The organism is Haloarcula marina, from assembly GCF_024218775.1.
GTDB classification, from domain to species: domain Archaea; phylum Halobacteriota; class Halobacteria; order Halobacteriales; family Haloarculaceae; genus Haloarcula; species Haloarcula marina.
The window spans coordinates 3,008,336-3,022,009 of record NZ_CP100404.1 but is presented as its reverse complement, the minus strand read 5'-3'; the positions used below and the strand labels follow the sequence as shown (position 1 = coordinate 3,022,009).

Annotated in this window: 14 protein-coding genes; 1 reads left to right on the top strand and 13 read right to left on the bottom strand. The window is 58.8% G+C overall.

The window, feature by feature from the left end; genetic code table 11:
* Nucleotides 1-6: 6 nt before the first annotated feature.
* The 6 genes from NJQ44_RS15955 to NJQ44_RS15930 all read right to left on the bottom strand — a co-directional run bounded on the left by NJQ44_RS15955 (nucleotide 7) and on the right by NJQ44_RS15930 (nucleotide 6,909).
* Nucleotides 7-1,284 carry a TrbL/VirB6 family protein gene (locus tag NJQ44_RS15955; protein WP_254272323.1) on the bottom strand — a complete coding sequence of 426 codons (1,278 nt, stop codon included), beginning with the start codon at nucleotides 1,282-1,284 and terminating at the stop codon, nucleotides 7-9.
* A gap of 37 nt (nucleotides 1,285-1,321) precedes the next feature.
* Nucleotides 1,322-2,206, bottom strand: a complete 885-nt coding sequence (locus NJQ44_RS15950; protein WP_254272322.1) for a twin-arginine translocation signal domain-containing protein — start codon at nucleotides 2,204-2,206, stop codon at nucleotides 1,322-1,324.
* Nucleotides 2,203-3,942, bottom strand: coding sequence for a DUF8186 domain-containing protein (locus tag NJQ44_RS15945; RefSeq protein ID WP_254272321.1), 1,740 nt, complete (start codon nucleotides 3,940-3,942; stop codon nucleotides 2,203-2,205). The genes NJQ44_RS15950 and NJQ44_RS15945 overlap by 4 nt, the downstream gene beginning before the upstream one ends.
* A gap of 26 nt (nucleotides 3,943-3,968) precedes the next feature.
* Complete coding sequence (locus tag NJQ44_RS15940; RefSeq protein WP_254272320.1) at nucleotides 3,969-4,214, bottom strand: hypothetical protein; 246 nt, start codon at nucleotides 4,212-4,214, stop codon at nucleotides 3,969-3,971.
* Nucleotides 4,215-4,637: 423 nt separating this feature from the next.
* The gene (locus NJQ44_RS15935) at nucleotides 4,638-5,648 is read right to left on the bottom strand and encodes an NAD(P)-dependent alcohol dehydrogenase (protein WP_254272319.1); all 1,011 of its coding nucleotides are present in this window, start codon (nucleotides 5,646-5,648) and stop codon (nucleotides 4,638-4,640) included.
* A gap of 334 nt (nucleotides 5,649-5,982) precedes the next feature.
* Nucleotides 5,983-6,909, bottom strand: coding sequence for a transcription initiation factor IIB (locus NJQ44_RS15930; protein WP_254272318.1), 927 nt, complete (start codon nucleotides 6,907-6,909; stop codon nucleotides 5,983-5,985).
* A 214-nt stretch (nucleotides 6,910-7,123) separates the two neighbouring features.
* Here NJQ44_RS15930 and NJQ44_RS15925 point away from each other — a divergent pair, with 214 nt between their 5' ends.
* Nucleotides 7,124-8,518: an ATP-binding protein gene (locus NJQ44_RS15925; RefSeq protein ID WP_254272317.1), complete on the top strand. Its 1,395-nt coding sequence runs from the start codon at nucleotides 7,124-7,126 to the stop codon at nucleotides 8,516-8,518.
* Between the two features lie 148 nt (nucleotides 8,519-8,666).
* Here NJQ44_RS15925 and NJQ44_RS15920 read toward each other — a convergent pair whose 3' ends face one another.
* The 7 genes from NJQ44_RS15920 to NJQ44_RS15890 all read right to left on the bottom strand — a co-directional run bounded on the left by NJQ44_RS15920 (nucleotide 8,667) and on the right by NJQ44_RS15890 (nucleotide 13,355).
* Entirely contained in the window at nucleotides 8,667-9,143 is a 477-nt protein-coding gene (locus NJQ44_RS15920) for an SWIM zinc finger family protein (protein ID WP_254272316.1), read from the bottom strand.
* Between the two features lie 294 nt (nucleotides 9,144-9,437).
* Nucleotides 9,438-10,070: a DUF6735 family protein gene (locus NJQ44_RS15915; protein ID WP_254274345.1), complete on the bottom strand. Its 633-nt coding sequence runs from the start codon at nucleotides 10,068-10,070 to the stop codon at nucleotides 9,438-9,440.
* A gap of 184 nt (nucleotides 10,071-10,254) precedes the next feature.
* Complete coding sequence (locus NJQ44_RS15910) at nucleotides 10,255-10,629, bottom strand: type II toxin-antitoxin system VapC family toxin (protein WP_254272315.1); 375 nt, start codon at nucleotides 10,627-10,629, stop codon at nucleotides 10,255-10,257.
* Nucleotides 10,630-10,860, bottom strand: coding sequence for an AbrB/MazE/SpoVT family DNA-binding domain-containing protein (locus NJQ44_RS15905; RefSeq protein ID WP_254272314.1), 231 nt, complete (start codon nucleotides 10,858-10,860; stop codon nucleotides 10,630-10,632).
* A gap of 326 nt (nucleotides 10,861-11,186) precedes the next feature.
* A complete protein-coding gene (locus NJQ44_RS15900; RefSeq protein ID WP_254272313.1) occupies nucleotides 11,187-12,029 on the bottom strand; it encodes a DNA-binding protein in 843 nt (280 codons plus the stop codon).
* Between the two features lie 599 nt (nucleotides 12,030-12,628).
* Nucleotides 12,629-13,120, bottom strand: a complete 492-nt coding sequence (locus tag NJQ44_RS15895; protein ID WP_254272312.1) for a PIN domain-containing protein — start codon at nucleotides 13,118-13,120, stop codon at nucleotides 12,629-12,631.
* Complete coding sequence (locus tag NJQ44_RS15890) at nucleotides 13,110-13,355, bottom strand: UPF0175 family protein (protein ID WP_254272311.1); 246 nt, start codon at nucleotides 13,353-13,355, stop codon at nucleotides 13,110-13,112. The genes NJQ44_RS15895 and NJQ44_RS15890 overlap by 11 nt, the downstream gene beginning before the upstream one ends.
* Nucleotides 13,356-13,674 lie beyond the last annotated feature (319 nt).

Here is a 13,674-nt window from a genome sequence, read left to right as displayed (position 1 = left end):
GATGGATTAGTTGATGTAGCGCGGGCGGTCGTCGTTCGGTCGGTCACTCGTCGAGTCGGCTGATTCCATGTCTGTCTCTGTCTTTGTGGACTTCGAGGGACGGGAGCGACCTGGACGGTCGCGCATTGTCGAGAAATCGGTTGCTCGGCTGTCGGTGCCCTTCGATGCAGGGCCCGAACTCGCCTCTGTAGCGTCGGATGCTGACGAACCCGGCCGTACGCTCCTGACTCGGTCGCGAAGTGAGACGGCCGTCTCTCGCACTCGTTTCCCGCCCCGATGTGCTCGTGAGCCTCCAGAGCCGAGGACCGTTTGGCCGTCGCGTTTCATTGCGTGGTCGCCACGAACGCCACGGCTGAAGTTCTGCGTTCCGTGCACAGTTGTCTGTGCCTTGGCCGTCGTCCCCGTCACCCGCTGTTGTGCGCGCCCTGCGGACGCGTGATGGCTTGCACGCTCGCCGAAGACGAAGATAGCCCCCGCTTGCCAGAACATCAACAGCGGCGCAACGACGGCGACAAACGGGATGATCAACGCAACGAACCAGAGTGCGATGCCGTCGACCGTGAACTGGAAGCTACTGCCCAGTATCTCTCCCAGTCTGAACAGCAGTGCAACGGGAATCGTCATGAACAAGAATGGTGCGTAGAACCCGGCCAGTCGCGTCATGAACCGCGAGACGAGTGAGAACGGCCCAACGCCGGGTATCCAGAAGACGATGAGGAGCGGCATCAACAGGACGAACAGATAGAGCATCACCTGCCGCGTGAAGTAGATGAGGCCGATGAGGACGAACAGAATGAGGTCGACCGTCGAGGAGACCAACAATCCAAGTAACCCCATCACTCCAAAGGAGAGCGACTCGAACAACGAGATATTCGAGAGGTCCGGTACCAGGACGCCCGCAAGGCCATTCACCAACTGTAGGGAGAGGGCGGCAATCCACCACCACGCGAGGATCCCCAAGAGTCCGGAGAACGCCCGCTTTTTCAGCTTCGTCCGGTGGTAACTGGAGAAGAGGTGACTCGTCGATTCGAGTAAGATGACGAGTCCAATCGCGACACCGTACAGCAAGAGGGTTATCGGGATGAGTTCACCCCAGTAGTACTCATACAGGTGAGGCCATGCGTCATTGGTCGGCTTGCCGAACACGCGGTTGGGTGCTGGCGTACTAACGATGGCCTCAACGACGGCCTCAGTACTACCCTCAATAGCCTTCCCAACTGGCTTGAGTAGTGAGCTAATCCAATCGGAGAGGGAAGTAGAGATTACATCACTGAGCGTCTGCATCAGTTACCCCACTGAGAACAAATCGACGCTGTGGCAGTCATGCGACCTCGTCATGTAGCGTTAGTTGGACATCAGAACACACATAGGCATCAATGAGGCTCACTGACCCCGGTTTGCCACCTTTCGTGGCTTCTATTTTGTAACGAAGCAAATCGGATCGGGGAGTGCTGACCACGAGAATCATCGAGAAGTCTTCTGGAGAGCAGTCTTGCTCCTCACTAAGAAACCGAAGGGGGACTTGCCGTGAAAGATACGTCTGACTCGACTGTGGCTGTAGAATCGCGTCAGTGGGCTTCTCTATCCCATGCAACGATGGAAACGTATTCGTCGAAACTTCATCGTTCGCTGCATAGTTGGGTGCCCCTTCATAGGTTATATCTGATATCCATGTTGGGCCAGTCCCACTGTTCTGCATCGCGATTGCAATTCGGCCAAAACCAAGTGGCGTTTCTTTTCCGAACTGTTCAACACGAATAACTGAGATTTTCGGAACCAACTCGACGTGTTCAGTGTACGACTCCGATTCTCGCGGATCGAAGACGAACTGGAACGTCCCCGGTGTATAGTGATTGTCATCATCGAAGCTGTCTACATCCAACAACGGAATCCGTGCTTTCCCGGTCGTATGCTCGGTCGACGTCTTCGCCCACACCGTCTCAGTCGGGTCGACGACGTGGAGTTCGCTCCCGTGAAAACCCTCTGTCGCAGTGAGGACGAGGTCTTCTCCCTCGAACGAGAGGTCTGCAATCGCTTCTGACTCTGCAGTTCCCTGTTGACCATCTCGCTCCGCACCGCGTGAGAGACAGCCTGCAAGTCCGACACCACTACCGACCGCGACAGTCTGAAGAAACCGTCGGCGTGATTGTCGTGTGGCCGTCGAGCGTGAGCGTTCTAGTACTGTGGTTTCGTCGTTCGGTTTCATAGTGATCTCCACGGTGGCCAGATACCCCAGCCAGTGATGCGGTCGATGAGCCAGACGGCAAGCAAGAACAGGGAAACGGGGACCGAAAAGACGAACAGCGTCGAGAGAAGCCCCAGCACGGGACTGCGGATATACACTGTATCGCTGTCACTGACGTAGCCGGGAATGTTCAGCCACCACTCACCGGGGACGTATCGAGCACTCACTGCATCGCGTCTTGGCGGCACAGTGAACACGGCGACGCCTGTTGCGTTCGTCTGAATGCGCTCGCCGTCGACGAGCAGATAGCCATCGCGTGAGTGCGTCTCGATCGGCTCTCCTGTCTCGGCATCGCGGAGGATAACTCGGACAGTAGCGCTCTCAGCCGACTGATTCTGCAGAGTAAGCGTGAGGTTGCTCTCACGAATCGGGACTTCAGCGAGGGTATCGAGGGTGCGCGTCGTCTCGACGCCGCGGACGAGGCCGCGTGCGGTGATTGCTGTCGTCTCGAAGTCGTTGCTTGCCTCGGCCTCGATTTCGGTGTCCGCTGGTGTCTCTCTATCCGCTTCCCAGCGAGTGACAAGCCCATAGCTCGCCAGGTAGGGTTCTGAGACGACATCGAGTGAAACGTTCGATGGAAGCGTCGGCGGCGAAAGCTCCTCCCCAAATGCACGCAGTATCCCGACGCTGTTTCGGGGTGTGGCTGTTGGCCCAACCTCAATCGGGAACGCATGGACCTGTAGTGGATGGGCTGGGGAATGAACACGCGTCGTATTGCCTGCCCGTCGGCGCTCGAGCGTATCCCATGCAGGATTGCGAGCGGTGTAGAACCGCCAGACGCCAGCGACTCGGCCTTCTGCGTCCGAACCTGAATCCACCGTCGACGCCGTCTCCGTTAGCTCGTAACCACCCCACGGGTCGCTTTTGTAGACGACTACTCCGAGGTCGCCGTCGGGATAGCGCCCGACATACCCAGAGACGGCCAACTCATAGGGATAGACCGCAACGGAATCGCTGACGCGAACCGTCTCGGCCCCATAGCTCACTCGCCGGTCCCAGCCCGTGCATCTCTCTCGGGTAGCGTTGTACACCCTGCAGGCTCGACGCTCTGTTCGGATTCGCGTCTCGATGGTCGTTATGAGAGTGAGCGTCGTGGGCTCTGTTTTCGCGACGAGCCCGGTGTACGATAGCCTCGGTGTTCGGGTCCGATTCGTCCGGGTAACCACGTCGCCGTCGACGAGCAACCGCGTCTCGTTCACGCGAGCATCCACAACGGAATGTGTGACTGTTCGATTTGCCGTCCGCCGCCCGAGAGGTGTTTGGACGCGAAAATCGACGACGCCGAGGACCTCGCCGTCAGGTGCAACGTAGTGCGTTCGCTCAGTCGCCGATGTATGGACGATAGTCGAGGGTTGAACCGTCAAGATAGTCACGTGTGCATCGCGAATATACTGACCGTCTTCGAGCGTCGCATGTGACGGTGCAGCCGATACCGCACTGCCAGTGTGAGGAAACGATTCGTGCTCGCCCTCGTTCCAACGCTCGACGGCCAGTGGTGGTTCATCGAGTGGGATATCGGTTCCTGCCGCCAGCGTACTGAGTGCCCGGGCCGAAGCGTTCACGTCTCCGACAGCGTCGTCGGTATCGTTCGACCATAGCGGTGCGAACGCCGTCTCGTTCACGCCGTGGTCCGGGGACGCTGGTGGATGGGCAGTGACGACCATGGGCGCAACGACGAGTGAGGTGAGGACCGTCATGATGAGTGTGCGTCGGGTCACCCACCTCAGAAGCCGCAACTCGTCCCACCCGCGACGATGTTGTTCAGGATGAACTGCAGGATAACGGTCGCGAGCGGCGCGACGATGACGCCCCAGATGACGCCCTGATTGCGAATCTCTTTGAGCTCTTTTTTCATGTCCGCTCGGCGAATCGTCGGGATGGCGACGGTCGCACCGAGGGCGAGGACGCCGCCGATGAGCGGGCCACCGAACTGGATGACGGTAAAGAGATTTTTGACGGTGAGTGCCATCGCCGATTCACAGAAAGCGGTACCCACGGTCTGAGCCGCGACGGACTCGACTGCGAGGAGTGAGAGCAATCCCACTGTCAGCCCAAAGCGGCCGACAATCCGTCTCGGGTGAGTGATGCGACTCGGCGTGTCATCTGTCGGCCCGCAGGCCGACGTCGGTGGCGTAGACATTTCTCACGGGACGTACCGAACAGCGTATCGACTGAAACCGCCTGCAGCGTGCCCTGAACCGTGTACGTCTGGGCTATCCACTTCAGTATCGAGTAATAAGTTTTGCGTAAGATTCTAACGCGTAATCAGGATACCACGCCGATATTTCTCAATGCGTCCTAGTTAGTTACCAACTAGACACTATTTGTGGATAACTGAAAAAACAGCCCTCACCGTCCCCGCAGGAATGACTCACACTGCTCAACCCTCCGGTCAGTCGATCGTGACCACGGCCGTCCCGCGCTTGTGTCCAGTGTCGACGTAGCGATGCGCCTCAACGATCTCCACGACTGGATATCGCCGCCCGATCACCGAATGAATCTCTCCGGCGTCGAGGAGCGCTCGGAGCTCCCTGAGGTACTTCTTCCGCACGCCCGCTGACTTCATCCCCGTGGCCGCGAAGACGGCTCGCTTCTCACCGACAAGCCTCGTCCGCACCATGTCGAGGAGAATCCCTATCGAAGGGACGGTCGTCATATACAGCCCGCCCGGATTCAGCGCGTCCTCGAATTGCGCGAACGACCCCTTGCCCACGGCATCGAAGATAACGTCGTAAGTCTCGCCTGTCCCGACCACGTCGGTGGTCGTATAGTCGATGACTGCGTCGGCGCCCAGCGATCGCACGAGGTCGACGTTCCGGGTACTGCAGACGCCCGTGACCTCGGCGCCGACGTGGGCGGCGAGCTGGACGGTGAACGTCCCGATTCCGCCCGAGGCGCCGTTGATCAGGATGGACTGGCCGGGCTGGAGGTCGGCTACGTCCCGAAGGAACAGCATGGCCGTGAGACCATTGTCGGCGACGGCAGCGGCCTCCGCGTCGCTCACGTCCGCGGGCGTCAGTTCGAGCGTGCCCTCTTCGGGGACACAGACGTACTCGGCGTGTGTGCCCGACTCGGGAGCGATGGTCCCGAACACCCGGTCATCGACGGCAAAGCGCGTGACGTCCCTGCCAACGGCCGCGATCTCTCCGGCGAACGCGTCCCCCGGGATGGACGTGGGTCGTCGGAGGCCGCTGAAAAAGCGGACGGGAAACGGTCGACCCTCGCGCATGGCTGAGTTGGCCGGTCCGACGGTGGACGCACGAACACGGATCAAGACCTCCTCAGGCTCCGGGGTGGGTCTCGGCACGGTGTCGAGTCGGAGGACCTCGGGGCCACCGTACTCGTTGGCCGTTACGGCTTTCATTCTGGTGTCGCTCCCGGTCGTTCGTTCGGTGGTACTCATCGACATTTCGAGAGAAGTAGGGCGGCGAGCGTCGTAAGCTGAGTGCTCGGTATGAGAGCCGAAATACTAGGGTTCGGGAGTGGCTATGAAATGTAGAGATGCGGGCGACTCGGGGCGTCGGGTAACGTCGTAGACTACGAGAGTTCGTACGTGACGACGTCTGTCGGTCCACAATACGGACACTCTTGTCCGGGTGATTGAATCGTCGTCCCGCAGTTCCGACACTCGTAAACGAGGTGGTTCTCTCCCTGATTGGAGAGATGTCGACGTATTGCCTTCGCGTACTTTCGGACCCTGACCAGCACAGCGACCCTTGAACGCCCAAGTCTACCCATCATTCGCCTGTCTCCTCCAAATCGTACATTCGCTGACGAAGCGTCACCGTCGAGACGCCCGCGGCGTCGGCTATCTCTCGTTGGGTCCGTCCGTCGCCGAAATCTTTTCCCGCGAGATAGATCGCCGCGGCAACCACGCCTGCGGGACGACGACCGTTGGCGATGCCTGCTGACTCGGCTTCTCGGATGAGTTCTCGTGCCCGATTAGCCACAGTACGTTCCAGTTCCAGCGTGGATGCAATTCCCGGAAGGAGTTGGTCGGGTTTCTGGAGGGTCGTCTCTAACTGGAGTTCGACATTCAACGTTCGATAGTCGTTCAACAGGGTTTCTCCGTTACATTGGGCGACGGACGCAATCTCGGCCGCCGACCGTTGGATGCCCCGACACCGACAGGCTGCGAAGACGCTCGCCGCCGCAAAGCCCTCGAGTGAACGCCCTCGGATGAGACCGCGGTTCTGTGCGCGGCGAAACAGGCGGCTGGCGAATTCACGAATGTCGCGTTTCAGGTCGATTGCGCCGACGATTCTGGCAATCTCGCCACAGGCGAATGCGAGGTTCTGCTCGGCTTTCGACCGGAACCGTCCGCGAGTGTGTTCGCGGCGCAGTCGGCGTATCTGCCGACGCTTTCGTGCTGAGAGTGGGTTCCCGTTCGCGTCGCCACCGCGCCCGATTTCGCTGGAGAGGCCATCGTCGTGTCTGGCTGGCGTTAAGGGTGCGCCCGTCCGTCGCGTATCCGGGCCGTCTTCGGACCACCGCGGCCGATTGCCGTAAGCCAGGCCGTGTCCGTTGATGACGAGGCCACAGTCGGTACACGCTCGTTCGCCGCCGTCGACCGCGACTGCACCCGTGCATTCAGGACACGCACCGCGAAGGTCGGTATCTGGATCCTCATCGAAACCGTCTGTGTAGGGTTTAGAACTACTCATTGATTCGTCGGGGCCTGTGGTTGCTGGCCCCGCACCCGTCAGGGGGCAATAAAAACGGGCTGTCGGCGTCGCCTGTGTCCTCTGTCGATTCGGGTAGTGCCCGGTCGTTGTTCGGCTGCGTTCGCGGAGACCGCGACGAGGGGCTTCATCTGTGCGGACAAGATGGTGAGAGAACAAACTATAAGTCATTATCACAATAATCATTATCTAACGAATGGCCTTCTACGATCGAGATTCCGAACTCGCTGCTCTGGAGGATGCATTTGAGTCCCCAGGTCACGACTTCTACGTGGTCTACGGGCGTCGCCGCGTCGGGAAGACAGAACTCCTCAAGAAGTTTTGTTCGGACCAGCCACACATCTACTTTCTCGCAGCACAAGAGGCCGAGCATCGCCAACGCGAAAAGTTCATCGAGAAGATCGCTACTCATTTCGAAGACCGCATTCCCCGAATCGAGGGGTGGGACGAAGCCCTCGATTATCTCGGCGAGCACCTCGACACAGACGAGTGTATCGTCGTCATCGACGAGTTCCCGTATCTCATCGAAGAGAACGATTCACTACCGTCCTATATCCAGTCCTTCGTCGACGAGCAACTTCAGGACACAAACTCGATGCTCGTCCTGTGTGGATCCAGTGTGAGTACGATGGAATCGGAGGTACTCGGCCATGAGAGCCCGCTGTACGGTCGTCGGACGGGACAGATAGACCTCCAACCGTTTTCGTTCCAGCAGGCTCGCGAGGCCATCGCCTACGATATCGAGGATGCAATCAGATCGTTTGCGGTCACCGGTGGAACGCCGATGTATCTCACCCTCTTCGAGTACGACCAATCTCTCGGTGAGAACATCCAGACACGAATTCTCTCCCCAATGGCCGTTCTCTATACCGAACCCGAGTTCTTGCTCCGGACTGAGCTTCGCAACCCCGCTCGGTATAAGAGCATCCTCGAGGCAGTCGCGACCGGGCACACGACACCCAACGAGATCGCGGGTGCAACCGGAATCGATTCGGGACCGCTATCGAAGTATCTCCAGACGCTCCGTCGCTTACGATTGATCGGCCGCGACGTACCCGTAACTGCCTCACCAAAGCAATCGAAGCGCTCACGCTACCGAGTTGCTGATGAGTTCCTCCGATTCTGGTTTCGCTTCGTCGAACCGAACCGCTCCAGTATCGAAGAAGCCCCACGTATCGTCTACGACGGGACAATCGAGCCGAACCTTCCCGACCACGTCGCGACGACCTTCGAGGTCGTGTGCCAAGAAGTCGTCTGGGAGGCGATTCGACGTAGCGAACTCGGACCCTATTCGGAAGTCGGCCGGTGGTGGTACGGAGAAGACGAAATCGATATCGTCGGGCTGGCTCCCGATGACGACCGCATTCTCCTCGCAGAGTGTAAATGGACAAGTGATCCTGTCGGCCATGCACTGGCTTCACAATTACGCGAGAAAGCTGAGCGCGTCCGATGGGGGCCTGACACACGAGACGAGGAGTTCGCCTTATTCTCGAAGAGTGGCTTTGCCGACGGCCTAAAGGACGAACTGGACGATGATTGGTCGCTGTTTGACCTCACCGCGGTCGAGAAGTGTTTTTCCTCAAAGGGCTAATCTCGGTCGACTCAATATACGATTCGTCTTGAGGAGGTCGATCCGCACCATATCAGCGAATCGTTCCTGCTGTGGCACGATCAGTTGAGTAGCGCGGGTCGGAAAATCGTGAATAGTGAACTGCCTCGGGGCTTGAACCCGAGGCGGTTCACTCGAAGGTCTTTCGCCCATCGCGGTAACAAGGCCAACACGGCACTGAATCCGGGAGCCCGTCACACTCACAGTCGTCTGTGCCTGGTTCGCTGTCCGCTGTTGATTCGGGTAGTGCCCGGTTGCTGTTCGACCTTTCTCTCGCGGTTGATGGTTGGATGGAGTCGCCGCCGTCGGCTCGGAGTTGGACATCGGTGACGAGGTCGACGAGCGGTCGGCGAATCGCGACGCCGACGCGGTGCTTACACGCCCCCTCAAAATGCTCGTCGGCCGGGCAGGTACAAGACACTGGGATGCCGTCTTCGATACGGACGAGATATTCGTGATTTTCGGGGTCGGCGTAACTCCCGTTTCGGACACGAATCTGTTCGCCGAGGAGGTCGAACTCGAAGGCTTCGTACTGGGCGCGCTTTGCGACACGGGTGGTAAAATCCAACTTTGAGAGTGGATTCGTCGGTGAATGTGCGTTCGACATTATCTGTTCAGGACACGAGTGTGTGCCCCGCGCCCCTCGCGGGGCACGACAGAACGTCCGTCGACGGTGGCGCGTCCGAGGACCAAACGCCAATCTTTGATGACTACTGACGTCTCATCGAGTGATCGGTGGGGGATATGGCCAGATTGACGGCAGCGTCGGTGACGAATACTCTTCGCGGACTTGGCCACCATCACCAAGTTCCGTGACGGTCGACCACAGTACGGTGACATGCACCGTTGGGTCGACACGCTCTCAGCACATCCGTGACTGGTCATGACGGTGTGCCCCGATTCAGACTTTGTTCGGCGTCCGAATCAGGAGCTCCGACCTGTCGCCAGTCCAGCTGTCGAGTTTCTCGGCCATGTACGCTGCCGCCTCTGTGGGTGAGAACACACCGTGGTCGACCATCTCGCCGACGACGGCTTTCAGCGCCCGGAATTCGCCTTGGGCAAAGCCATCGCCGACTGGTTCGCCGTCGTACCACCGGACTGTCCTGAGTGCGCCATTCCCGATAGTGGGCCCACTCTCGACAGTGCGACAGTTGTACTGCAGGCCGAACCAGTGGGTTCGATACGCCGTCACGTCGAACTCGGCGTCGACGACGTAGAACGCCTCGTGATGGAGGAAATCCAGGTACTCGGCGATGAGCGTCTCGATGGTCGTTCCGACAACGAGTGGGTCATGGTCAATCTGTGTCTGTGGGATCGGTGTCGCTTCGAGTATCTCGTCCGCAACGGTCTCAGAAGACGCCTCCAACAGTTGCCGAAAGCAGGTACAGCGTTCTTCGTGGTGTCTCTCCCCGCCGAATGGCGTCTCGGGCGTGATATCACGCTTCAGCCTGAGGGTGAGTGCTCCCCAGTGCGAGTAGTGGCAGTTGTATCGGTGATCCGGTCGTTCGTAGGCGATGAGTGCTCTGTGTCCCATGTCGGTCATGCGGGAAAGCCCCCGCACCCGTCAGGGGGCAAAAAAAGTACTGGCAGGGCGAGACGGAACTCCTGAGGCCGAATGGCGATGAGACAGGGCTTCGTTATGAGGATCGGGGTCCAGTTATGAAATCGTCACATCGTGAAGCCGAAAGCACGCCTGCAGTGCGTCGCGTGACATACCGTTACTCATCTCGAACTGTTTTCAAGTCAAGTCGTGGAGCAAACGATTCGCACGTCTCATCACTTGAGACGATAGTGTCACCATCGGATTCGACGAGATGGAGTGCATCGAATGGGGTGAATCCGTGGTCTTCAACGTAGGTTGCTGCTGCGACGACTGTATCCACGTCACCGCGCACGTCCAGTAAGGAAGCCGCATTTGTGATGACTCGCTCGGTATCTCGTCCCTCACGATACGCAACCATGAGGAGCTCTATAAGTGTGAATCGAGATGTCCACAACTCGTCCTGATGATTATTATATACTGCCTCCGCGGCGTCACCAAGCCAGTCTTCGTCCTTGATCAGTGCTAGCAGGAAGTCCGTTTCAGCGTACATTCAGCGTCCAGCCTCGTCTAGCATTGCGGCACGCGCGCCCTGGCGGAGTTCTTCCGCTGTCTTCTCCACGTCCGCGAACTCAGAACGGAGGGCCTCAAGCGGATCTTCTTCGATTGGAATCAGCTTGATACCGTCGTGGAGTTGGACGATGTGATACCGTTCACCATATCGCTCTCGAATCTCTTTCGGAAGGGTGAGGCGGCCACGACCGTCCAGCGTAGCTTCGGACATACCCTCCTATATGGTGGGTGGAAACAATAAATTTCCCCATATTCCGATACTCTCCCACGCTGATGAGATATTCTCATTGCTCAATTACCCTATAGACCGTGTCTCATGCAGGTCATGCGGGAAAGTCCAGAACCCACCGGGGCAGAAATAGTCCGTGTTAAGAGAGCGCAGAGTTCGGTATGATACTCTATAGTACGATCATTCTGCGACTGGCGCGCGATGAATCGGCGTGTCGGCGCCGAGAACGCGCGAGGGGCGTCCGAGCAACGCGAGGACGACGGTTGGGGAGGCGACGGGCACGAACAAAAAAGAGAGCCGCCCAGAGTCTACAACGCGCCCGCTTCGCGTTCAGGGAACTCGACGTGACTCCAGCCCGTCAGCGCCACCGAGACGCGCCCGTCGTACCAGCTCTTCGCGGCCGACCGCAGCCGCACCCGCTCGCCTTCTTTCACTAACGGCATATCCGATTTCGTCCAGGCCGTGAACTTCGTCCGTCCGGTCTCGTCTTCGATGAGCCCCACCTGTGAGATTGCCGGGCTTCGTGGGTCCCACAGCACGGTCACTCGCCCTTCCAGACACACCTCTGGCCGGTCAGCCTCACCGAGTTTCTCGATAGGGACGACCGTCCCCGGTGCGAGCCATTCGGCTTCCGTCACCGACACTGATGCATCCACGATATCCACACCGTCTGCCACCTTCCGCGCCAATCGCTTCGAGAGCGCCGCCGTCGTCGTCCCCGTTCGGACTCGCTCATGTATCCGCCGTGCCTGCTGGTTCACCGTCGCCAACTCCTCGGCCGCCATCGACGCCCGTGGGTCCGCCCGTCGCGTATCCGTCCATTTATCGACGCTTGCCGCCCGTTTTTCGAACCGCCGTCGTCGCGCCTCGTTCTGCCGTTCGACGACGACTCTCGTCCGTGCCTCTCGGTCTGATTCCTCTCGGGCATCCCACCGGGTTCGGGTTCGCCGAATTTCCCACTCGCGGGCCGCCAGCCGCTCTTCGGCCTCAAGTGTTAGGCCTCGGCCGACCGCCGCATAATGATTCGTGTCGACCTTCGCCTGTTTCTCCTGTTCAACCGAGCCTCGCAGCTCCGGCTCTTCGACGACCGCCTCCGCCCCCGTCTGTTCATCGTGCGAAACTTCATATCGAATCGAGTTCTCTATACTCATTGCTGTTCACTGAAGGCGCCTACTCAGCGTCTTCCAACTTTCACGACTCTCCAGCCGTGGCTCTCCGCACACGTCGACGACCTCTTCGCGCGCTGTCCGCGCCTTCACGCGCCCGATAGGGCGCGGGCAGCGCGCGCTTTCGACAGCATCCAGCCAGTAGCGCGCGCCCGGCCAGTCCGCCCGAGCGGCCAGTTTCAAGTCGGTTCTCGGTCAGAGGCACGAAGACCGAAACCGCACTTGATGCTGGCGTCCCAAACGGGCGAGCGAGGAACGAACAGCGAACCTTGTTCGCTGTGAGTGATGCGGGCGTCGGCCGGGCGAGCGAGACGGACCACCAATGGCCCATCCAACCGCCCCCTGGTGGACTGAAAGGGCGAGGGTCGCTCGACGAGCCCCGGCGACGAAAGCACTGCAACGAGCGCAGCGAGAAAAGCGCGCAGCGAGCCGCGGGCGTCGACGGCCCGAGGGCTTTCGAAGGTTCCGTCACTCACAGAGTTCCGCACGGTTTGTTCTCTGTCGACAGACCGCTGTTGCAATCGGTGGAATCGGCTGACCCGCTTGCGACATACTGAGCCAACCCAGAAGCCGTACCAGAACAGCTATGTCTCTACTTCAGACAGAATCTTCGAATATAGGTCATCGGAGAGCCAGAAGCCAGCCTCACGAAGTGCATCGAGTTCTTTTTCGATCTCAACAGCCCCGCTCTTTGCTCCTCGGAGGAGTATGCCGATAACCCCGGTTACACGCAGATCATGCCTACGAGCAACGCGTCGGCCGTCTTTTTCATCTAAGAGGATTAGATCAGCATCATTTTCTATAGCGTGACAGATAGCGGCCGTCTCACCGAGATCCAACTCATGATATATTTCAATAAATAAATCGGATTGCTCGACATCGGTGACGGTAAGCAATCCGTCTGCACGTATGCTGCGAAGTGCTTCAACCCCTCTTTCGCCCTCGGTAAGTTCGCCCCAGACCTGTTCCGGGACTGTCACGCCCGAAAACTGCGACTTAAGAAGGTCAAGTCGGTCGATAAGTGAGAGATTCAGTAGTGGTGATGTATCCGAGACGACAAGCTCGCTATTCGGCATATTCGATGTCTTCAGCGAGCTCAGTATCAGTATAGTGACGTGGGATTTCACGTTCACCGAGTAACGCTTGGAACTCTCGGTTTGACATCTCTGCGAGCGCGCGGGCCTTTCCGAATGAAAGGATCTGACGTGCATACAGTGAGACAGCTAACTCCCGTTTCATTGCTTGAGAGCGCTCCTCTTCAGGAACCTGCAATGCATCATATACTGCGTCGTCAATCTCGATAGTAGCCATTGGTATGATAATTGCGTGAGCCGACTATTGAGTGTTTGGCCATTCTGCCTACACATGACGCTCCTTCAGCAACAGACCTTCGTTGAGAGTGTGAACGGCGTACGCTGTGAGTGATGTGGGCGGTGGCCGGGCGAGCGAGACGAGCCCCGGCGATGTCCTCGCAAGAGCGCCGTACGCTTTTGCAGGATGCTGAAAATCGCCGCCGGTGATTTTCAGATAAGCACTGCAACGAGCTCAGCGAGGAAAGCGCGCAGCGAGCCGTGGGCGTCGACGGCCCGAGGGCTTTCGAGGTGATAGACACCCGCGATATCTCGTCATC

Excerpts from the sequence above, each read along its gene's own strand:
- NJQ44_RS15955 (WP_254272323.1), bottom strand. The coding sequence starts at position 1,284 with ATGCAGACGCTCAGTGATGTAATCTCTACTTCCCTCTCCGATTGGATT.
- NJQ44_RS15950 (WP_254272322.1), bottom strand. The coding sequence starts at position 2,206 with ATGAAACCGAACGACGAAACCACAGTACTAGAACGCTCACGCTCGACG.
- NJQ44_RS15945 (WP_254272321.1), bottom strand. The coding sequence starts at position 3,942 with ATGACGGTCCTCACCTCACTCGTCGTTGCGCCCATGGTCGTCACTGCC.
- NJQ44_RS15940 (WP_254272320.1), bottom strand. The coding sequence starts at position 4,214 with ATGGCACTCACCGTCAAAAATCTCTTTACCGTCATCCAGTTCGGTGGC.
- NJQ44_RS15935 (WP_254272319.1), bottom strand. The coding sequence starts at position 5,648 with ATGAGTACCACCGAACGAACGACCGGGAGCGACACCAGAATGAAAGCC.
- NJQ44_RS15930 (WP_254272318.1), bottom strand. The coding sequence starts at position 6,909 with ATGAGTAGTTCTAAACCCTACACAGACGGTTTCGATGAGGATCCAGAT.
- NJQ44_RS15925 (WP_254272317.1), top strand. The coding sequence starts at position 7,124 with ATGGCCTTCTACGATCGAGATTCCGAACTCGCTGCTCTGGAGGATGCA.
- NJQ44_RS15920 (WP_254272316.1), bottom strand. The coding sequence starts at position 9,143 with ATGTCGAACGCACATTCACCGACGAATCCACTCTCAAAGTTGGATTTT.
- NJQ44_RS15915 (WP_254274345.1), bottom strand. The coding sequence starts at position 10,070 with ATGGGACACAGAGCACTCATCGCCTACGAACGACCGGATCACCGATAC.
- NJQ44_RS15910 (WP_254272315.1), bottom strand. The coding sequence starts at position 10,629 with ATGTACGCTGAAACGGACTTCCTGCTAGCACTGATCAAGGACGAAGAC.
- NJQ44_RS15905 (WP_254272314.1), bottom strand. The coding sequence starts at position 10,860 with ATGTCCGAAGCTACGCTGGACGGTCGTGGCCGCCTCACCCTTCCGAAA.
- NJQ44_RS15900 (WP_254272313.1), bottom strand. The coding sequence starts at position 12,029 with ATGAGTATAGAGAACTCGATTCGATATGAAGTTTCGCACGATGAACAG.
- NJQ44_RS15895 (WP_254272312.1), bottom strand. The coding sequence starts at position 13,120 with ATGCCGAATAGCGAGCTTGTCGTCTCGGATACATCACCACTACTGAAT.
- NJQ44_RS15890 (WP_254272311.1), bottom strand. The coding sequence starts at position 13,355 with ATGGCTACTATCGAGATTGACGACGCAGTATATGATGCATTGCAGGTT.